The organism is Ectothiorhodospira marina (assembly GCF_900109495.1).
Classification (GTDB): domain Bacteria; phylum Pseudomonadota; class Gammaproteobacteria; order Ectothiorhodospirales; family Ectothiorhodospiraceae; genus Ectothiorhodospira; species Ectothiorhodospira marina.
Genome location: NZ_FOAA01000007.1, coordinates 1 through 19,426, shown reverse-complemented (window position 1 = coordinate 19,426; position 19,426 = coordinate 1). Strand labels below are relative to the sequence as shown.

Annotated in this window: 17 protein-coding genes; 2 read left to right on the top strand and 15 right to left on the bottom strand. The window is 64.4% G+C overall.

All coding sequences use genetic code 11. The features are described from left to right. Positions 1-33 precede the first annotated feature (33 nt). From rng to leuS, 9 genes are all read right to left on the bottom strand, one after another. On the bottom strand, positions 34-1,512 hold the full coding sequence (rng, locus tag BMY52_RS07535; RefSeq protein WP_090252939.1) for a ribonuclease G: 1,479 nt from the start codon (positions 1,510-1,512) through the stop codon (positions 34-36). Between the two features lie 77 nt (positions 1,513-1,589). Then, positions 1,590-2,138 (bottom strand): Maf family protein, encoded by a 549-nt coding sequence (locus BMY52_RS07530; protein WP_090252937.1) that lies wholly within the window; start codon positions 2,136-2,138, stop codon positions 1,590-1,592. A 13-nt stretch (positions 2,139-2,151) separates the two neighbouring features. Continuing rightward, positions 2,152-2,622 carry a 23S rRNA (pseudouridine(1915)-N(3))-methyltransferase RlmH gene (gene rlmH, locus BMY52_RS07525; RefSeq protein WP_090252936.1) on the bottom strand — a complete coding sequence of 157 codons (471 nt, stop codon included), beginning with the start codon at positions 2,620-2,622 and terminating at the stop codon, positions 2,152-2,154. Positions 2,623-2,625: 3 nt separating this feature from the next. Then, on the bottom strand, positions 2,626-3,012 hold the full coding sequence (gene rsfS, locus BMY52_RS07520; RefSeq protein ID WP_090252934.1) for a ribosome silencing factor: 387 nt from the start codon (positions 3,010-3,012) through the stop codon (positions 2,626-2,628). Positions 3,013-3,026: 14 nt separating this feature from the next. Then, on the bottom strand, positions 3,027-3,665 hold the full coding sequence (gene nadD / locus BMY52_RS07515; protein WP_090252931.1) for a nicotinate-nucleotide adenylyltransferase: 639 nt from the start codon (positions 3,663-3,665) through the stop codon (positions 3,027-3,029). Positions 3,666-3,695: 30 nt separating this feature from the next. Then, positions 3,696-4,970, bottom strand: coding sequence for a glutamate-5-semialdehyde dehydrogenase (locus BMY52_RS07510; RefSeq protein WP_238627273.1), 1,275 nt, complete (start codon positions 4,968-4,970; stop codon positions 3,696-3,698). Then, positions 4,970-6,010 (bottom strand): DNA polymerase III subunit delta, encoded by a 1,041-nt coding sequence (holA, locus tag BMY52_RS07505; protein ID WP_090252928.1) that lies wholly within the window; start codon positions 6,008-6,010, stop codon positions 4,970-4,972. Before holA ends, BMY52_RS07510 begins: the two co-directional genes overlap by 1 nt. 12 nt (positions 6,011-6,022) lie before the next feature. Beyond that, entirely contained in the window at positions 6,023-6,535 is a 513-nt protein-coding gene (locus tag BMY52_RS07500) for an LPS-assembly lipoprotein LptE (protein WP_245740685.1), read from the bottom strand. A gap of 26 nt (positions 6,536-6,561) precedes the next feature. Further along, complete coding sequence (gene leuS, locus BMY52_RS07495) at positions 6,562-9,015, bottom strand: leucine--tRNA ligase (RefSeq protein WP_090253194.1); 2,454 nt, start codon at positions 9,013-9,015, stop codon at positions 6,562-6,564. Positions 9,016-9,245: 230 nt separating this feature from the next. Here leuS and BMY52_RS07490 point away from each other — a divergent pair, with 230 nt between their 5' ends. Then, complete coding sequence (locus tag BMY52_RS07490) at positions 9,246-9,779, top strand: zinc ribbon-containing protein (protein ID WP_090252926.1); 534 nt, start codon at positions 9,246-9,248, stop codon at positions 9,777-9,779. Here the strand turns inward: BMY52_RS07490 and lnt are convergent. The 6 genes from lnt to ssb form a co-directional block, all read right to left on the bottom strand. Beyond that, positions 9,761-11,311 carry an apolipoprotein N-acyltransferase gene (gene lnt, locus BMY52_RS07485; RefSeq protein WP_090252923.1) on the bottom strand — a complete coding sequence of 517 codons (1,551 nt, stop codon included), beginning with the start codon at positions 11,309-11,311 and terminating at the stop codon, positions 9,761-9,763. The genes BMY52_RS07490 and lnt overlap by 19 nt on opposite strands. Positions 11,312-11,348: 37 nt before the next feature. Beyond that, positions 11,349-12,221 (bottom strand): CorC family transporter, encoded by an 873-nt coding sequence (locus tag BMY52_RS07480; RefSeq protein WP_090252920.1) that lies wholly within the window; start codon positions 12,219-12,221, stop codon positions 11,349-11,351. Further along, positions 12,218-12,694 carry an rRNA maturation RNase YbeY gene (gene ybeY / locus BMY52_RS07475; protein WP_090252918.1) on the bottom strand — a complete coding sequence of 159 codons (477 nt, stop codon included), beginning with the start codon at positions 12,692-12,694 and terminating at the stop codon, positions 12,218-12,220. The genes BMY52_RS07480 and ybeY overlap by 4 nt, the downstream gene beginning before the upstream one ends. A gap of 2 nt (positions 12,695-12,696) precedes the next feature. Then, the gene (locus tag BMY52_RS07470; RefSeq protein WP_090253192.1) at positions 12,697-13,707 is read right to left on the bottom strand and encodes a PhoH family protein; all 1,011 of its coding nucleotides are present in this window, start codon (positions 13,705-13,707) and stop codon (positions 12,697-12,699) included. Between the two features lie 54 nt (positions 13,708-13,761). After that, positions 13,762-15,132, bottom strand: a complete 1,371-nt coding sequence (gene miaB / locus BMY52_RS07465; protein ID WP_090252913.1) for a tRNA (N6-isopentenyl adenosine(37)-C2)-methylthiotransferase MiaB — start codon at positions 15,130-15,132, stop codon at positions 13,762-13,764. A gap of 246 nt (positions 15,133-15,378) precedes the next feature. Continuing rightward, complete coding sequence (gene ssb, locus BMY52_RS07460) at positions 15,379-15,906, bottom strand: single-stranded DNA-binding protein (RefSeq protein ID WP_090252910.1); 528 nt, start codon at positions 15,904-15,906, stop codon at positions 15,379-15,381. Positions 15,907-16,121: 215 nt separating this feature from the next. Between ssb and uvrA the strand changes: the two genes are divergently transcribed. Continuing rightward, positions 16,122-18,974, top strand: coding sequence for an excinuclease ABC subunit UvrA (gene uvrA / locus BMY52_RS07455; RefSeq protein ID WP_090252908.1), 2,853 nt, complete (start codon positions 16,122-16,124; stop codon positions 18,972-18,974). The last annotated feature ends 452 nt before the right edge of the window (positions 18,975-19,426 follow it).

Here is a 19,426-nt window from a genome sequence, read left to right as displayed (position 1 = left end):
CCTCGGGGCTAGAGGGTCATGTCGTGGCCCCGGTCAAAGCAGAACCACATCGAACTGCTCTTGGGTGTACAGGCTCTCCACCTGGAAACGGATGGGGATGCCGATGAATTCCTGCAACTGCGCCACGCTGGCGGATTCCTCGTCCAGCAGCAGATCCACCACTGCCTGAGAGGCCAGCACCAGCAACTCGCGGGCATCGAACTGCCGTGCCTCGCGCAGGATCTCGCGAAACATCTCGTAGCAGACGGTCTCGGCGGACTTCACGTAACCCCGACCGCTACAGGTGGGACAGGATTCACACAGTTGGTGTTCCAGACTCTCGCGGGTACGCTTGCGGGTCATCTCCACCAGGCCCAGGGGAGAGACGTCACAGATCTGGCTCTTGGCGTAATCCTTTTCCATGGCCTTTTCCAGGGAGCGCAGCACCTGGCGCTTATGCTCGTCCTGAGTCATGTCGATAAAATCGACAATGATGATGCCCCCCAGGTTGCGCAGCCGAAGTTGCCGGGCAATGGCGTGGGCCGCCTCCAGATTCGTCTTGAAGATGGTCTCCTCCAGGTTGCGATGACCCACGAAGGCGCCGGTATTGATGTCAATGGTGGTCATGGCCTCGGTCTGATCGAAGATCAGATAGCCCCCGGATTTCAGTTCCACCTTGCGCTCCAGGGCCTTCTGGATCTCCCCTTCCACGTTGTAGAGATCAAAGATGGGGCGTTCTCCGGGGTAGTGCTCGATACGGTCCACCAGTTCGGGCACATATTCCCGGGCGAAGTCGCTCACTCGCTGCACGGTCTCCCGGGAGTCGATGCGAATCTTCTCCAGATCCACACCCACCATGTCCCGGAGGATGCGCAAGGTGAGGGGCAGGTCTGCATAGACCTCGGAGCCGGCCTTGGCCGCCCGGGCGGATTGCTGGATGGTCTGCCAGAGTTTTTCCAGGAAGATCACATCGTTTTTCAGCGCCTCCACGGCAGCGGCCTCGGCAGCGGTGCGCACGATGAAGCCGTAGGAGGTCTGTACCTCTGCCTGCAGGGCCTCCAGGGTGGTCTTGAGCCGCGCGCGCTCGGCATCCGCCTCGATACGGGTGGAAATACCGATGGTGGTATTGCCGGGCATCAGCACCAGATAGCGGGACGGCACGGTGATGTACGTGGTCAGACGTGCCCCTTTCGAACCCAGGGGATCCTTGATCACCTGCACCAGGATGTCCTGCCCTTCGCGCAGCAGCCGTTGGATGGGCTCGTTGCGCTCGGTCTCCTCGCGAGGCAGTTCCTCGCGCTCCACCGGCGCCACGTCCGAGGCATGCAGAAAGGCGGCGCGTTCCAGACCGATATCCACGAAGGCGGCGTCCATCCCCGGCAGGACACGACTCACCCGGCCCTTGTAGATATTGCCCACCAGACCGCGCCGGCGGGCGCGCTCCATGTTCAGCTCCATCAACACGCCGTTTTCCACCAGGGCCACGCGGGTCTCCTGGGGTGTGACATTCATGAGAATTTCCGTGCCCATCATTCTTCGGTGCCTTGGTTCTGGATGTCTGGGCGCCCGGGCGGGCAGACCCCGCTACACAATACAGGATGCCGAGGGATTCAGTCCCCGGACAGCAAGGCCCCGGTCTCGAACAGCGGCAGGCCCACCACGCCACTGTAACTGCCCTCGATGTGTTCCACGAACAGGGCGCCCTGGCCCTGGATGCCATAGGCCCCGGCCTTGTCCACCGGTTCGCCACTGGCCCAGTAGGTCTCCCGCTCGCGCGCCGACAGGGCCTTGAAGCGCACACAGGTCACACTCAGAACATCCCGGACCTGCCCTTCCTGGATCAGGGCCACAGCGGAATATACCGTGTGGGTCCGCCCGGAGAGACGATCCAGCATGGCCAGGGCATGCTCCCGGTCCCGGGGCTTACCGAGGATATCACCGTCGATGCTGACCACCGTATCGGCTCCCAGCACCGGGCGTCCATCGGCGATCCGCGCTCCCGCCAGGGCCTTGGCCCGGGCCATGCGCCGGGCAAAGTCGTCAGGGGCCTCACCCGGGTGAGGGGTTTCATCCACATCCACGGGGCGCACCTCATGGCAGACCCCGATCTGGTCCAGCAGTTCACGACGACGGGGCGAGGCGGAGGCAAGGATCAGCATGGCTGGAGACGACTCATTCGCGGTGATAGGGGTGCCCGCGCAATAGCGACCAGGCCCGGTAGATCTGTTCGGCCAGGATCACCCGTACCAGCGGGTGTGGAAAGGTCAGCGGGGAAAGCGACCAGGTGAAATCAGCCCGTGCCCGACAGGCGGGCGAAAGGCCGTCGGCGCCCCCCACCAGCAGACAGACATCCCGGCCCGACTGCATCCAGTCATCCAGCCGGCTCGAGAGGGCAGCGGTCTCCAGGCCACGACCGTGTTCATCCAGGGCCACCACCCAGGCGTCCCGGGGCACAGCGGCCAGCAGGGACTCGCCCTCCTGCTCCCGCAGGCGCTCCACGGGCACGTTGCGCCCCCGGCGCGGCGCGGCGATCTCGCGCAGTTCCAGGCGGCATTCGGCGGGCAGGCGCTGGGCGTAGGTCCGGTAGGCCTCGTTCACCCACCCGGGCATGCGGTGGCCAATGGCCAGCAGGTGAATGCGCACGGCCTAGCGGCGCAGGCGCCGGATGGCCGCCTCGGGGGAGTCCTCGTCGACCTCGGGCCGGGCCTGCTCGTCAGTGAGCCAGAGCTTTTCCAGGTTGTAGAAATCACGTACCTGAGGAAGCATGACATGCACCACCACGTCGTTCAGGTCCACGAGCACCCATTCGGCATCCTGCTCGCCTTCCGAGCCCAGCGGCATGACGCCGGCCTCCTTGGTCTTGCGCAGGACATTCTCGGCCAGGGACTTCACATGGCGATTGGAACTCCCGGTGGCAATGACCATGGTATCGGTGATGGAGGTCTTACCGCGCACGTCGATCACCTTGAGGTCCTGGGCCTTCATGTCTTCCAGGGCATGGGTGACGATTTGCGTCAGGGTTTCTGTCTGCATCTTGAGTCTCTTGTTTAACGGATGGCCGCAGGGCCATACAGGCCCTGGTCGGCAATGTAATCCACCACCACCCTGGGGGTCAGGTAGAGGGGGCTGCAACCCCGGGCGGTAAGCCGACGGATGGCGGTGGCGGAGATGTCCAGCTGGGTGACCGGCAGGAAGAACACGCGCCCTGCCGGTGTTCGGCGCAGGTCCTGGGGATCCTGAGTGCAATGATCTTCCATCCAGTCACCCAGGTCATGGGACGCAGGGCTTCCGGGGCGGTGGGACACCACCACATGAGCGAGCCGGGTGATCTCCCGCCAGCGATGCCAGGAAGACAAACCGGCAAAGGCGTCCATTCCCAGCATCAGGCACAGGGGCACCGCCTGCCCCAGTTCCGCCCGCAGACTCTCCAGGGTGTCCACGCTGTAGGAGGGGCCCTCCCGCTGCAATTCCCGGGGGTCCATGACAAACCCCGGTTGCCCCTGCACGGCGAGTTCCACCATGGCCGCGCGATGCGTGACTGACACGGCGGGCTGGCGCCGGTGCGGCGGCAACCCGCAGGGGATGAAGCGCACCTCATCCATGCCCAGGTGTTCCTTCACCTCCAGGGCCGGGCGCAGGTGGCCGAAGTGAATGGGATCGAAGGTGCCGCCCAGGATACCGATCATGAGCTCAACGGCCGCATCGTCCGACTGGAATCAGCCACGCACATGGCCATCGCCCAGGACGATGAACTTGAGGGTGGTGAGCCCCTCAAGGCCCACCGGTCCGCGCGCATGCAATTTATCGGTGCTGATGCCAATCTCCGCGCCCAATCCATATTCAAAACCATCGGCGAAGCGGGTGGAGGTATTGACCATCACGGAACTGGAATCCACCTCGCGCAGGAAGCGTCGCGCCCGGGTGTAATCCTCGGTGATGATGCTGTCGGTGTGCTGGGAGCCATGGGTATTGATGTGTTCGATGGCCTCATCCAGGCCCGCCACCACCCGGATGGCCAGTACCGGGGCCAGGTATTCGGTATCCCAGTCAGCCTCCGAGGCCTCGGCGATGTCCGACAGAAAGGCCCGGGTCCGCGGGCAACCACGCAGTTCCACACCCTTCTCGTCGAACAACGGTTTGAGGGCCTTGAGGGCGCGAGGGGCAATACCCTCGGCCACCAGCAGGGTTTCCAGGGTATTGCAGGTGCCATAGCGCTGGGTCTTGGCGTTCACGGTCACCCGGGTGGCCTTGTCCAGCTGGGCATGGTCATCGATATAGACGTGACAGATCCCGTCCAGGTGCTTGATCACCGGGATCAGGGAATCCTCACTCACCCGAGCGATCAGACCCTTGCCCCCACGGGGAACGATCACGTCCACATGGTCCTTCAGGCGCAGCAGGGCGCCGACGGCCGCCCGGTCGGTGGTGGCCACCACCTGCACCGCGTTGGCCGGAAGACCGGCGGCGTCCAAGCCATCCCGGATGCAGCCCGCCAGGGCCTGGTTGGAATGGATGGCCTCGGAACCGCCTCTCAAGATGGCCGCATTGCCCGACTTGAGACACAGACCGGCGGCATCCACGGTGACGTTGGGCCGGGATTCGAAGATGATGCCGATCACCCCCAGGGGCACCCGCATGCGTCCGACCTGGATCCCGCTGGGACGATAATTCAGATCACTGATGGCCCCCACCGGATCCGGCAGTGCGGCGATCTGACGCAGGCCTTCCGCCATCACACCCAGCCGCTCCGGGGTGAAGGCCAGTCGATCGAGCATGGCCGCATCCAGACCGTGATGCTCGCCGGCCTCCAGATCCTTGCGGTTCTCGACCATGAGTTGATCGGCACGCTGCTCGATCAGCGCCGCCATGGCTGTGAGCGCGGCGTTCTTGGCCCCGGATTCAGCCCGCGCCAGGTCACGGGAGGCAGCACGAGCCTGATGGCCCATGTCCCGCATCATCGTCTGGATATCATCGTTCGCTGTATCGGACACTACGGCGTTCCTGTCGGTGGGGAAAGGTCAGGCACCACATGGGCCCCGGCCAGGTTCAGGGTCAAGTCTAACAATTCATCCCACGGGTTGCCTGGATGACGGCCCTTGATGGCCCGATCCACCCGGGCACAGCCAGATAGCAATCGCCCAAGACCGTGGGCACCCTGACGGCGCAGTGCCTGACGCACCACGGGCTGACGACGCTGGGGACGCACACCGGCCAGAACCTGCTGGACCGACTTGCCGGCCTCCACCTGCTCGGCCATGCGATGCAGGGCGCGGATCTCCCGGGCCAGGGCCCAGAGCACCAGCACGTCCTCGACGCCCTCATCTCTCAGCCCCTGGAGCACGCGCACGGCCCGGGCCGTCTCACCGGCCAGGGCTGCGTCCACCAGATCGAAGACGCCAAAGCGGGCACTGTCGGCCACGGCGCTCAGCACCCCATCGGCATCCACCGGCCCCGGGCCGCTCAGCAATACCAGCTTGTCGATCTCCTGGGCAGCGGCCAGCAGATTGCCCTCCACCCGTTCGGCCAGCAGACGCACCGCCTCGGCAGTGGGCTGCAGGCCGTGTCGGCGCATGCGCCGCTGCATCCAGGCCTGGGTGCCGGGCAGGTCCAGTGGCCACACCTGCACCAGCACGCCCACCGATTCCAGTGCCTTGCACCAGGCGGTCTTGCGGTCATTGGCATCCAGGCGACCGGCCTCGATCAGCAGGACCGTGTCCTCGGCGGGACGTCGGGCATAGGCCTGCAGCACCTTGCTACCCTGGGGGCCGGGCTTGCCCGTGGGCAGGCGCAACTCCAGCAGGCGTTGTCGGGCGAACAGGGACAGACTCTCGGCGGCGACAGAGAGTTGCTCCCAGTCAAATCCCTTGTCCACGTTGAAGACCTCGCGATCCTCCACGCCCTTCGACCGGGCGGCGGCGCGCACCGCATCCGCTGCCTCCATCAACTGCAGCGGCTCCTCCCCGGAGAGCAGATAGACGGGCGCCAGGGTCTTTTCCAGATGGGACTCCAGCTGCTCGGGACGAAGCTGCACGGGGCGCGACCTTTAGCGGGCGGCGCTTTGCAGGCGCAGCATGATGAGTTGCACCGCGTCCCGGCGCATGGATTCCTGCAGCACCCGTTCCTGTTCGGAACGACCCAGCACCCCGGCAGGATCGAAGAGATAATCCCGGGTGAGGGTCAGGGTCTGATTGGCGATCTCGAATTCCGAACCCTTGCCGTCCACCTGGAAGGCAAGGGTGAGATAGACCTCGTATTCACTCACCCGTGCATCTCCGCCCACGGATAGCGTGCGACGTCCGGTGTCCATCCGGGTGATGCGTAACAGGGCATCGGCCTCTTCCCGTTCCACCACCTCAACACCATTGGCCCGCAAAGACCGACGCAGCTCCTGTGTCAGGGCATCTCTCTCGCCAATGCCGGTAATGGCCGTACGCGCCATCTCCGGTGGAAGCTCACCCGCTCCGCGCAACTGGAATCCGCAAGCCACCAGGCTCAAGCACAGCAACCCCACCCCGAGCCAGGACAGTATCCGACCGCCTCGGACGACCACACGCACCCATCCACCCCAGGGAGCCATACGGATCACTTGGCCACCACGTTGACCAGCTTGCCGGGCACCACGATCACCTTGGCCACGGACTTGCCCTCAGTGTGGCGCTGCACATTCTCATCGGCCAGGGCCATCTGCTCGATGGCGCCCCGCTCAGCCCCGGTGGGCACACGAATGTGGCTGCGCAGCTTGCCATTGACCTGCACCACCAACTCCTGAGTATCGCTCTGCAAGGCGGATTCATCCACGCGCGGCCAGGCGCAATCCACCACGGCCTGATCATGACCCAGTTCCCGCCAGAGGCGATGGGTTACATGGGGAATGATGGGCGAGAGCATGAGCACCACGGACTCCAGCACCTCCTGGGTCAGGGCACGATCCTCCTCCGTTGCACCTTCCAGCCGCCCCAGGTCGTTCATCAATTCCATACAGGCAGCAATAGCGGTATTGAAGGTGTAGCGACGCCCCACGTCGTCGCTCACCTTGGCGATGGTCTGATGCAGCTTACGGCGCAGCCCCGCCTGGGCGTCATTGAGGCCGGCAGGCTCCAGAGTCGGGGCCGGGCCCTGGCTGACATGATCATGCACCTGCTTCCACAGCCGCTTGATGAAGCGGAAGGCGCCATCCACACCGGAGTCCGACCATTCCAGGGACAGCTCCGGCGGCGCGGCAAACATCATGAACAGGCGCACGGTGTCGGCACCGTAGCGCTGGATCAGATCCTGGGGATCCACGGTGTTGCCCTTGGATTTGGACATCTTGGCGCCATCCTTGAGCACCATGCCCTGGGTGAGCAGGTTGGTGAATGGCTCATCCCCCGGCACCAAGCCCTCATCCCGCATCAATTTATGGAAGAAACGGGCGTACAGCAGGTGCAGCACCGCATGCTCGATCCCCCCCACATACTGATCGACGGGCAGCCAGTGCCCGGCGCGCTCATCCATCATGGCGCCGTCGTTGTCCGGGCAGGTGTAGCGAGCGTAATACCAGGAAGACTCGAAGAAGGTGTCGAAAGTATCCGTTTCCCGCTCAGCCTCGCCGCCGCACTCCGGGCAGGTGGTCTTGTAGAACTCAGGCATCTTCTTGATGGGCGAACCTGAACCATCGAATGCCACATCCTCGGGCAGGACCACCGGCAACCGGGATTCGGGCACCGGCACGGCACCGCAACTGGGGCAGTTGATGATGGGGATGGGGCAGCCCCAGTAACGCTGACGGGAGACACCCCAGTCCCGCAAACGGTAGTTCACCTGGCGGGTTCCCAGACCCCTGGACTCCAGATAACCGGCGATGGCCTCGAAGGCCTGGGGGAAGTCCAGCCCGTCAAATTCCCCGGAAGCCATCAGGATGCCCTTCTCCGTGAAGGCTCCTTGCTCCAGATCCACGCAGGTCGCCTCATCCGCGGGGCGGATCACCTGGCGAATGGGCAGGCCGTGCCCGCGGGCAAATTCCCAGTCCCGTTGATCATGGGCAGGCACGGACATGACCGCACCCGTGCCGTATTCCATGAGCACGAAGTTGGCCACCCAGACAGGCACGCGCGCCCCGGTCATGGGGTGGCGCGCCTCGATACCGGTGGCCACACCCCGCTTCTCCAGGGTCGCCATATCCGCCTCGGAAACGCTGTTGTGCCGGCACGCCTCAATGAAGGCAGCCACGTCCGGGCGGGTCTCGGCGGCCTGCCGTGCCAGCGGGTGATCGGCGGCCACGGCCATGTAGGTCACCCCCATCAGGGTATCGGGGCGGGTGGTGTATACCTTCAGGGGATCCCCCCCATCCACCGGGAACGCCACTTCCACGCCCTCGGAGCGGCCGATCCAGTTGCGCTGCATGGTGCGGACCTGTTCCGGCCAACCGGGCAGATTGTCCAGTCCATTGAGCAACTCTTCGGCATAGTCGGTGATGCGCAGGAACCACTGGGGGATCTCGCGGCGCTCCACCTTGGCACCCGAGCGCCAGCCGCGGCCTTCGATGACCTGTTCATTGGCAAGCACGGTCTGATCCACCGGGTCCCAGTTGACCACGGCGGTCTTCTTGTAGACCAGCCCCTTCTTGAACAACCGGGTAAACAACCACTGCTCCCAGCGGTAATACTCCGGGGTACAGGTGGCCAGTTCCCGGGACCAGTCATAGGCAAATCCCAGCCGTTGCAACTGACCGCGCATGTAGTCGATGTTCTCGTAGGTCCACTGGGCCGGGGGCACGCCATGCTTCATGGCCGCGTTCTCGGCGGGGAGACCAAAGGCGTCCCACCCCATGGGTTGCAGGACGTTGCGACCCTGCATGCGCTGATACCGGGCGATCACGTCACCGATGGTGTAATTGCGCACATGCCCCATGTGCAGCCGTCCGCTGGGATAGGGAAACATGGACAGACAGTAGAAGGTCTCCCGGGAGAGGTCCTCCCGGGCGCGGAAGCAATCCTTTTCGGCCCACCAGGCCTGTGCTTCGGTCTCGACGGTCTCGGGTTGATACAGTTCTTGCATGGTCACACCGGCTGGAATCTGGATACGGGTTCGCGGGACGCAACGGGGCATGCCCAGTGCGGCATGGGACGGACCCGGGACGTGCGGAAAGACCGAAAAGAATACCAGCGCCCACCGCAGGGGAACAACTGACACGCGTTGGGTTGATGGGTGCGCGTGGCTGTCCAGGTGCAGAGTTGGTAGGCTTTGAGAAACGATGGCATCAGCGATTTTTACCAGGAGGGCACATCATGTCCGAACAAGAGCATCAAAAATCAGAACATCCGGTCAAGGACACCCTGGCCCACGCCTACGACACCATGCTGGAGCGGGTGAAGCATGCCGTGGAAACGACCGAAGAGCGGGCCACACCCAGCCTGGAACAGGCCATCCAGCATGCCCGCAAGCGCGCGGTGGAACTGGGAGAGGTCACCCGTGAGGAGGCCCACCAGGTGGCCGACTACCTTCGCCGTGACCTGCATGACATGGGCGACTACCTGGGTGAGTCCAGCCGGGACTATCAAGCCTGGTTCCGCATGGATCTGCAGTTGATCGAGGCTCGACTACTGGACCTGCTCGGTTCCATTGCCGATCGCACCCGTGTGGAACTGGCGGAATTGGAGGCCCAGGCGCGGGTGGTGGGTGTCTGGCATACCGGTGAAGTGGCCGGGCCAGGCGTGCTCCGCTGCGATCAGTGCGGTAAGGAATTGCACTTCACCGAGAGCGGGCGCATTCCCCCCTGTCCACAGTGCCAAGGCACGAAATATCACCGCATGCGGGGCTGAAACGACCGCCGGGCCAGCAGCGGCAAGCCCCCTATCACGATGACAGCCCATAGGATCACCGGCCAATTGCCCCAGATGACGTAGGGAGTGGACCCATCCCGGGGCTGGGCCTCGGCGGTGAGCACGTGGGTCTCGAACTGGGGTGACTGATCCCGGATCCGGCCGCGGTGATCGATCACCGCGGAGATGCCTGTATTGGTGGCTCGCAGCATGTCGCGCCCCGTCTCCAGGCTGCGCGCCCGGGCAATCTCCAGGTGCTGATGGGGCGCGATGGAATCGCCGAACCAGGCATCATTGGTCACATTCACCAGCAACTGAGCCTGGGGCAATGCGCGTATGACCTGGGAGCCAAAGGCGTCTTCGTAGCAGATGGAGGGCCCCAGGGTGATGCCTGCCGCCTCCAGGGTCCACCCACCGTGCCCACGGGACAGATCCGCCATGGGCAGTTCAATGAAGTCGTCCAGCCACATGAGCAGGCCGCGCAGCGGCAGGTACTCACCGAAGGGCACCAGCTTGCGCTTGTGATAGAACGCCACCTCCCCTGCCCCATCCAGTCGGCCAATGCTGTTGTACATCTTCCCGGTGTCCGGCTCGTAGGTGAAGATACCGGTGATCATCTCACTGCCCTGGGCCCGGGCGGCCCGGGCCAGGGGGCCGAGGAATTCCGGCTCCAGTCGACGGTGGAAGGTGGGCACGGCGGTCTCGGGCCACACGATGAGGTCACTGCCAAAGGCCTCTTCCGTGAGTTGTGCGTACAGGGCCATGGACTGGGGCAGGTGCTCCGGCAGCAGCTTCTCCTCCTGGGCCACGTTGCCCTGGAGCAGACTGGCCGTGAGAGGGTCACCAGCGGGACGTGTCCACTCCACCTGGGAGAGCAGCGCACCGCCCAGCCACAGGGCCAGGATGAACCCGCCCGCCCGCAACGCGGCCCGTTGCCCTCGAATCAGTCCCCAGGCCAGACAACCGGCCATGACTGCCACCAGGGCGCTCACGCCAAACACACCCACCACCGGCATGTAGCCGGCCAATTGGGTATCCAGGTGGGCCGTGCCCAACAACAGCCAGGGGAAGCCGGTGAGAAACCAGCCACGCCACCATTCGAATAGTACCCACAGGGCCGGCATGAGCAGGATGAGCGCCCAGGGCCCCGGCATCCGCGCGCGTAGACGGGCCACCAGATAACCCATGAGGGCCGGGAACAGGGCCAGGACCAGCACGAAACCCGCCGTGATCAGCGCCGCTAGCGGCGCAATGGCCGCCCCGAACAGATGCAGGCTGTGATACACCCAATAAACCCCCGCCCCGAACAGCCCCACCCCGAAGGCGTAGCCGCGCCAGGCGGCCTGGCGCGGACTGGCACCGACCCAGAGGATGAACAGGACGGCGGGCGCCAGAATGCTCAGGGCACGCACCTGGAACGGGGCAAAGGCTGCCACCAGCAAAACCCCGGCCAGGGCGGCCACCAGGGCCGCCAGACGCGGGTGTTGCTCGATTCGCCGCGGCAGGGGGAAGTCCGAAAGCGGTGCGGTCATGAGGGCAACGAGTCTGGAAGCATCAACGGGGCCGTGGTCAGGAGGTCTTGTCGGATTCGGCCGCCGGCACGTCCCGATAGCTCAACTCCAGCAGGTGAACGCGCCGGTTATCGGCTCGCAGCACACGCACGTGGAAGCGATCGAATACCAGCTCTTCGCCCCGTTTGGGCACATGGCCAAAGCGGTGGACGATGAAACCGCCGATGGTGTCAAAGGCCTCGTCACTGTACTGAGTGTTGAAGTAGGCGTTGAACTCTTCAATGGGAGTGAGCGCCTTGACGGTGAAGCGACCGTTGGTATGGCGCAGGATATGCGTGAGGAAATCATCGATATCGTGCTCATCGTCGATCTCGCCAACGATCTGTTCCAGCACATCCTCAATGGTGACCAGCCCGGCCACGCCGCCGTACTCATCCACGACAATGGCCATGTGGTTACGGCTGTTACGGAACTCCTTGAGCAGGATGTTCAGCCGCTTGGCCTCGGGAACGAACACGGCAGGACGCAGGATGTCCTGCATGTCGAAGCCCGCCGCCCCCTCCTGAGTGAAATAACGCAGCATGTCCTTGGCCAGCAGGATACCCACCACCTCGTCCCGATCATCACCGATCACGGGAAAACGGGAATGGGCCGATTCCGCCAGCAGGGGCACGATCTCATCCAGCCGTGCATCCCGGGTCACCACGTCCATCTGTGCCCGCGGGATCATGATGTCCCGCACCTGCATGTCGGCCACCTGCATGACGCCCTCGAGCATCCCCAGGGCATCCGGGTCAATGATCTGGCGCTGGTGTGCATTGCGCAGCAGTTCCACCAGCTGGCTACGATCCCGGGGCTCCGAGGAGAGAGCAAGACTAAAGCGCTCCACCCAGCTGCGGGTCCCGGGGTGACTAGATCGATCAGTGTTCATGAGTGTGTCGTTTCAGGGGGATTGGAAGGAAGGGTGTAGGGGTCATCATAGCCGCATTCTGCCATCAGCAATGTTTCAATCATTTCCATCTCCCGCGCCTCGGCCTCGTTCAGATGGTCGTAGCCGCGCAGATGCAGGACACCGTGGATGACCATGTGTGCCCAGTGGCCGCGAGGCGTCTTGCCCTGCTCCCAGGCCTCGCGGGCCACCACGGGGGCACAGATCACCAGGTCGCCCAGATGATCCACAGGGATGCCCTCCGGCCCCTCGAAGGGGAAGGACAGCACGTTGGTGGGGCCCCGCTTGCCGCGATAGGTACCGTTGAGTTGGGCACTCTCATCCTCATCAACCACACGGATGACCACAGACCCCGGGGCGCCCTGGCGTGCCAGGCTCGCCCAACGGCCCAGGGACACGGGGGCGGGGATGCCCCGACGGGGCACCGCATACTGGACCTGGATCCGAGACTCCACGATCAGGCGCCCTTGCCGCCGACGTCCCCGGCGTCATAGGCCTCGACAATACGCTGCACCAAAGGATGGCGCACCACGTCCCGGGCGGTAAAGAAGGTGAAGCTGACCCCCTTCACGTCCTTGAGGATCTCCACCCCGTGACGCAGGCCCGACTGCCGGGGGTGAGGAAGATCTGTTTGCGTGACGTCGCCGTTGACCACCGCGGTGGAACCAAAGCCGATGCGGGTGAGGAACATCTTCATCTGTTCCGGCGTGGTGTTCTGGGCTTCGTCCAGGATGACGAAGGCATCATTGAGGGTGCGCCCGCGCATGTAGGCCAGCGGGGCCACCTCGATGACGCTGCGTTCCTGAAGTTTGGCCACCTTCTCGAACCCCAGCATCTCGTAAAGCGCGTCGTACATGGGACGCAGATAGGGGTCGATCTTCTGAGCCAGATCCCCGGGCAGGAACCCCAGGCGTTCACCTGCCTCCACCGCCGGGCGCACCAGCACCAGACGACGCACCCGGTCCGTCTCCAGGGCCTCGCAGGCGGCGGCCACGGCCAGGTAGGTCTTGCCGGTCCCCGCAGGACCCACGCCGAAATTGAGATCATGGGTGCGGATGTTGCGCAGATAACGCATCTGATGGGCGCCACGCCCCCGGATCACGCCACGGCGCAGCCGCAGGACGGGGTCCTCTTCATCGGCAGCACTGTCCCGGCGCTCCATGAGCAGATCCACCTGGGACTCCTGCAGGTGCAGATGCACCCGCTCGGGCGTGAGGGTCTCGCGGGCGGTGATGCGATACAGATCACGAATCACCTCGGCACCGGCCTGGGCAGGCTCGGCATCGCCAATGATATTGAAGCGGTTACCGCGATTATTGACCTCCACCCCCAGGCGCTTTTCCAGCAGCCGAAGGTGTTCATCAAACTGGCCACAGAGATTGGCCAGACGCAGGTTGTCGGCGGGCTCCAGAGACAACTCCACGGAGGAGGGTCGGGCCGCTGATTGGGAATCGGCAGGTTGGTCTATCAAGGTCGGGTCAGGCCACTGGACGTGTTGCGTGTCTTGAAAAGTATAGCCGGATCAGGCGCTGTTCGCCGCCATGGAGGCCGGCTGAGGCGATGTCGGATCATTCACAAGCTCGCCACGCAGCGAGTTGCTCATGGCCTCGGTGATGCGCACAGGGACAAATTGCCCCAATAACTCCGGCCCACCGGGGAAGTTGACCATACGATGATTGGCGGTACGACCGGCCATGAAGGCCGGATCCTTGCGCGAGGGGCCCTCCACCAGAATGGATTCCACCGAACCCACCATGGCCTCGCTGATGGCCCGCGCCGAGGCATTAATGTGATCCTGCAAGCGCTGCAGGCGCGCCTTCTTCACCTCCAGGGGCACCGAGTCCTCCAGATTGGCGGCGGGCGTGCCCGGGCGGGGGCTGTAGATGAAGCTGAAGGACTGATCGAAACCCAGATCTTCGATCAGCCGCATGGTGGCCTCGAAGTCGGTATCGGTCTCGCCCGGGAAGCCCACAATGAAATCCGATGACAGGGACAGATCCGGGCGGGCCTGGCGCAGCCGCCGAATGCGGGACTTGTACTCCAGGGCCGTGTGGCCGCGCTTCATGGCCGCCAGGATGCGATCCGAGCCGCTTTGCACCGGCAGGTGCAGGTGGCTGGCCAGTTCCGGCACATCGGCAAAGGCCTGAATGAGGCTGTCGGAGAACTCCACCGGATGGGAGGTGGTGAAACGGATCCGGTCGATCCCGTCCACGGCCGCCACATAGTGAATCAGCAGGGCCAGGTCGGCGATCTCGCCATCGTGCATGGGGCCACGATAGGCATTCACGTTCTGCCCCAGCAGGTTCACCTCGCGCACCCCCTGGGCCGCCAGCTGCGCCACCTCGGCCAGCACATCGTCGAAGGGGCGACTGATCTCCTCGCCCCGGGTGAAGGGCACCACACAGTAGGTGCAGTACTTGCTGCACCCCTCCATCACCGACACAAAGGCCGTGGGCCCCTCGGCCCGGGGCTCGGGCAGGCAATCAAACTTCTCGATCTCGGGAAAGGAGACGTCCACCACCGGCTGATGCTCCCGGCGGGCACGGTCCAGCATCTGCGGCAGACGATGCAGGGTCTGGGGCCCGAAGACCAGGTCCACGAAGGGGGCCCGCTCGCGCAGCACCTCACCCTCCTGACTGGCCACGCAGCCCCCCACGCCAATCAGCACCCCGGGGCGGGCGTCCTTGAGTCGGCGCCAGCGCCCCAGCAGCGAAAAGACCTTTTCCTGGGCCTTCTCGCGGATGGAACAGGTATTGAGCAGCAGCAGATCGGCCGAGGCGGGATCGTCCGTCAACTCCGCCCCATGGGAAGCCCGCAGCACGTCCACCATCTTGCCCGAGTCATACTCGTTCATCTGGCAGCCATGGGTCTGGATGTGGATCTTGAGAGTCATGCGGGGATTTTAAACCTGATCAGAGCGAATGTCGCGGGCCGGTAGGGACAGGAAGGCCTGGCATTCCTGTTGTGAGGGCCACCCGGTAGTTGTGGGACAGCCCGGCAGCGGTGGCGGGAACAAGCCTGGCCTTTGTGGGAGCGGGCCTGCCCGCGAAAGCGGCGGCCCCAATCCCCCAAGCGCTGCTACCGCAGCGATTCGCGGGCAGGCCCGCTCCCACAGGGGGGCACGTCAGATACCTCCGATCTAGAAGGGTATATCGTCGTCGAAATCACTGGGTTCGGGCCGTGACCCGGACGACTGGCCGGAGGCTTGCCCGCCCCCGGACGATGCGGATTCACCCTGCCCCCGGGAGCCGCCGCCCTGGCCCCATTGACCACCACCGGAACCGCCACCGGAGTCGAAGTCGCTGGAGCCACCGCCGCCGCCACTGCCACCCCGGCCGCCGAGCATCTGCATCTCGTTGGCCACGATCTCGGTGCTGTAGCGATCCTGACCGTCCTGGGTCTGCCATTTGCGGGTCTGCAGTCGACCCTCCACATACACCTGGGAGCCCTTGCGCAGGTACTCCCCGGCGATCTCCGCCAGACGACCGAAGAACACCACCCGGTGCCACTCGGTGCGATCCTGCATCTCGCCGCTCTGCTTGTCCTTCCAGCGATCCGTGGTGGCAATGCTCACATTGGCCACCGCCGAGCCACTGGGCATATATTTCACTTCCGGGTCATTCCCCAGATTACCCACCAGGATGACTTTGTTGATACCTCTTGCCATGTTCGCTCCTAACGCCTCATTGAGTCCGTTTTCAATCGATTCGAATCATTCCCTGATGCCCGGATCATCCGTGTTGCCGAGCCGACTCCCCGCCCCAGGCCGGCCCCAGGATCCGGGGCCGCTTGGGGGGCGGAGATCATGTTACATTAGTCGTTTGCCTGCAATCTGTCACTGGGGTGGATCCACTCCCTCCGCCCCCTCGAAGCGATCACTCCATGGAACAGATCATCATCCGCGGCGCCCGGACCCACAATCTTCAGAATGTGGACCTGATGCTTCCCCGAGACCGTCTCATCGTCATCACCGGCGTGTCCGGATCGGGCAAGTCCTCGCTCGCCTTCGACACCCTGTTCGCCGAGGGGCAGCGACGCTATGTGGAGTCCCTGTCGGCCTATGCGCGGCAGTTCCTGTCCATGATGGAAAAGCCGGATGTGGACCACATCGAAGGGCTCTCTCCGGCCATCTCCATCGAACAGAAGACAACCTCCCATAACCCGCGTTCCACCGTGGGCACCATCACGGAGATCTACGACTACCTGCGCCTGCTGTTCGCTCGCGCCGGCACGCCCCGGTGTCCGGAACATGGCACCACCCTGGAGGCACAGACCGTCAGTCAGATGGTGGATCAGATCCTGGCGCTCCCCGAGGGCGACAAGCTGATGCTGCTGGCGCCAGTGGTGCAGGAGCGCAAGGGCGAACACCTGAATGTGCTGGAGGGTCTGCGGGCCCAGGGCTATCTGCGGGCGCGCATTGATGGCGAACTCATCGAACTGGATGACCCGCCCAGCCTGGAACCACGACGCAAGCACACCATCGAGGTGGTGGTGGATCGATTCCGGGTGCGCGACGACATTGGGCTGCGCCTGGCCGAGTCCCTGGAAACGGCCCTGAATCTCTCCGAAGGCCTGGCCCTGGTGGCCTGGCTGGACGACCCCAAGCGTGCGCCGCTGGTGTTCTCCTCCCAGTTCGCCTGCGCCCATTGCGGCTATGCCATCCAGGAGATGGAGCCGCGCATGTTCTCCTTCAACAACCCGGTGGGTGCCTGCCCCACCTGTGATGGGCTGGGGGTTCAACAGTTCTTCGACCCGGAGCGCGTGGTGGCCCACCCGGAACTGAGCCTGGCCGGCGGTGCCGTGCGCGGCTGGGACCGGCGCAACGCCTACTACTTCCAACTCATCCAGTCCCTGGCGGCCCATTACGGCTTTGATATTGAAACCCCTTTCCAGGATCTGCCTGAAGAGGTGCGCCAGGTGGTGCTTCATGGCAGTGGCCGGGACAAGATTCAGTTCGAATATCACAACGAACGCGGTCGCCGCTCCAAATCCGAACACACCTTTGAAGGCATCATCCCCAATCTGCAGCGCCGCTACCGGGAAACCGACTCCAGCGCCGTGCGGGAGGAGCTGGCCAAGTACCGCTCCATGCATCCCTGCCCCACCTGCCAGGGCACCCGCCTGAACCAGGCCGCGCGCAACGTCTTTGTGGACGATCGCACCCTGCCCCAGCTCACCGCGCTACCCATCGGCGACGCCCAGCGATTTTTCACCGAACTGGCCCTGCCGGGCAAACAGGGACAGATCGCCGACAAGATCGTCAAGGAGATCGTGGCCCGACTGAATTTCCTGGTGAACGTGGGCCTGGACTACCTGACCCTGGACCGCTCGGCCGATACCCTCTCCGGGGGCGAGGCCCAGCGCATCCGCCTGGCCTCACAGATTGGCGCCGGCCTGGTGGGCGTGATGTACATCCTGGACGAACCCTCCATCGGCCTGCATCAGCGCGACAACGAACGCCTGCTCAACACCCTCACCTACCTGCGGGACCTAGGCAACACCGTCCTGGTGGTGGAACACGACGAGGATGCCATCCGCCGCGCCGATCATGTGGTGGACATGGGTCCGGGCGCCGGACGTCACGGTGGGCAAGTGGTGGCGCAGGGCACCCCCGGACAGGTGAGTCAGACGGAACACTCCCTCACCGGGCAGTATCTGAGTGGGCGCCGACGCATCGAAGTGCCATCCCGGCGACACCCCGTGGACCCGGACCGCCTGCTGCGCGTCATCGGAGCCCGGGGCAATAACCTGAGCAACGTGGACATGGACGTGCCGGTGGGCCTGCTGACCTGCGTCACGGGCGTTTCCGGCTCCGGCAAATCCACCCTGATCAACGACACCCTGTATCGGCTCATGGCCCTGCGGATCAATAAGGCGGGAGATCAACCGGCGCCCTATGAGCGTGTGGAGGGCGTGGAACATCTGGACAAGGTGGTCGACATCGACCAAAGCCCCATTGGCCGTACACCCCGCTCCAATCCGGCCACTTATACCGGCCTATTCACTCCCATTCGCGAGCTGTTCGCGGGCACCCAGGAGGCTCGCTCCCGGGGCTATGCGCCCGGTCGCTTCTCGTTCAATGTCCGTGGCGGACGCTGCGAGGCCTGCCAGGGGGATGGGGTGATCAAGGTAGAGATGCATTTCCTGCCGGATGTCTATGTGCCCTGCGACATCTGTCGGGGCAAGCGCTACAACCGCGAGACCCTGGATGTACGCTACAAGGGCAAGAACATCCACGAAGTGCTGGAGATGACCGTGGAGGACGCGGTGGAGTTCTTCGACGCCGTCCCGGTGGTCAAACGCAAGCTGGATACCTTGATGGACGTGGGTCTGTCCTACGTCCAACTGGGACAGAATGCCACCACCCTCTCCGGGGGCGAGGCCCAACGGGTGAAACTGGCCCGGGAGCTCTCCAAACGTGACACGGGCCGGACGCTGTACATCCTGGACGAGCCCACCACCGGCCTGCACTTCGAGGACGTGGATCAGCTGCTCAAGGTGCTGCACCGTCTGCGGGACCATGGCAACACGGTGGTGGTCATCGAACATAACCTGGATGTGATCAAGACGGCCGACTGGATCATCGACCTGGGGCCCGAGGGCGGATCCGGTGGCGGTGAGATCATTGCCACGGGAACGCCAGAGGCGGTCGCAGCTGTATCCGGCTCGCATACGGGGCGGTTTCTGGCGCCCATGCTGGGTATGCCCGAAACGGCCTCATCGACCGGGACGTAATCGAGCAGGCGGCCCTGGTAGGTCGGGCGACCTGAGTCGGGCTTTGGGGCTCCGGCGGGGGTCGTTCGCGAACGACCCGTACGGTATCTCATGGATGCGGTGGGGGTGGGGTTGGCAGGGGCGCTTCTCGAAGCGCCCGTACGGGGGGTTCTAGGCAGGCTTGAGCCCCCGTGGGGCCGTCCGCGGGTGTTCCTGACGGAGAGGGAGTGAGTTTCATGCCCCGTCCCTGTATGGGTCGTTCGCGAACGACCCATACGGTATCTCGTGGATGCGGTGGGGGTGGGGTTGGCAGGGGCGCTTCTCGAAGCGCCCGTACGGGGGGGTTCTAGGCAGGCTTGAGCCCCCCGTGGAGCCGTCCGCGGGTGTTCCTGATGGAGGGGGAGTGAGATTCATGCCCCGTCCCTGTACGGGTCGTTCGCGAACGACCCGGCGGTGTTCGGGGTAAGGCCCGA

What these genes read in the sequence shown, in the direction of transcription:
- rng (WP_090252939.1), bottom strand. Translation starts at nt 1,512, where the DNA reads ATGATGGGCACGGAAATTCTCATGAATGTCACACCCCAGGAGACCCGC.
- BMY52_RS07530 (WP_090252937.1), bottom strand. Translation starts at nt 2,138, where the DNA reads ATGCTGATCCTTGCCTCCGCCTCGCCCCGTCGTCGTGAACTGCTGGAC.
- rsfS (WP_090252934.1), bottom strand. Translation starts at nt 3,012, where the DNA reads ATGCAGACAGAAACCCTGACGCAAATCGTCACCCATGCCCTGGAAGAC.
- nadD (WP_090252931.1), bottom strand. Translation starts at nt 3,665, where the DNA reads ATGATCGGTATCCTGGGCGGCACCTTCGATCCCATTCACTTCGGCCAC.
- leuS (WP_090253194.1), bottom strand. Translation starts at nt 9,015, where the DNA reads ATGCAAGAACTGTATCAACCCGAGACCGTCGAGACCGAAGCACAGGCC.
- BMY52_RS07490 (WP_090252926.1), top strand. Translation starts at nt 9,246, where the DNA reads ATGTCCGAACAAGAGCATCAAAAATCAGAACATCCGGTCAAGGACACC.
- lnt (WP_090252923.1), bottom strand. Translation starts at nt 11,311, where the DNA reads ATGACCGCACCGCTTTCGGACTTCCCCCTGCCGCGGCGAATCGAGCAA.
- BMY52_RS07480 (WP_090252920.1), bottom strand. Translation starts at nt 12,221, where the DNA reads ATGAACACTGATCGATCTAGTCACCCCGGGACCCGCAGCTGGGTGGAG.
- miaB (WP_090252913.1), bottom strand. Translation starts at nt 15,132, where the DNA reads ATGACTCTCAAGATCCACATCCAGACCCATGGCTGCCAGATGAACGAG.
- ssb (WP_090252910.1), bottom strand. Translation starts at nt 15,906, where the DNA reads ATGGCAAGAGGTATCAACAAAGTCATCCTGGTGGGTAATCTGGGGAAT.
- uvrA (WP_090252908.1), top strand. Translation starts at nt 16,122, where the DNA reads ATGGAACAGATCATCATCCGCGGCGCCCGGACCCACAATCTTCAGAAT.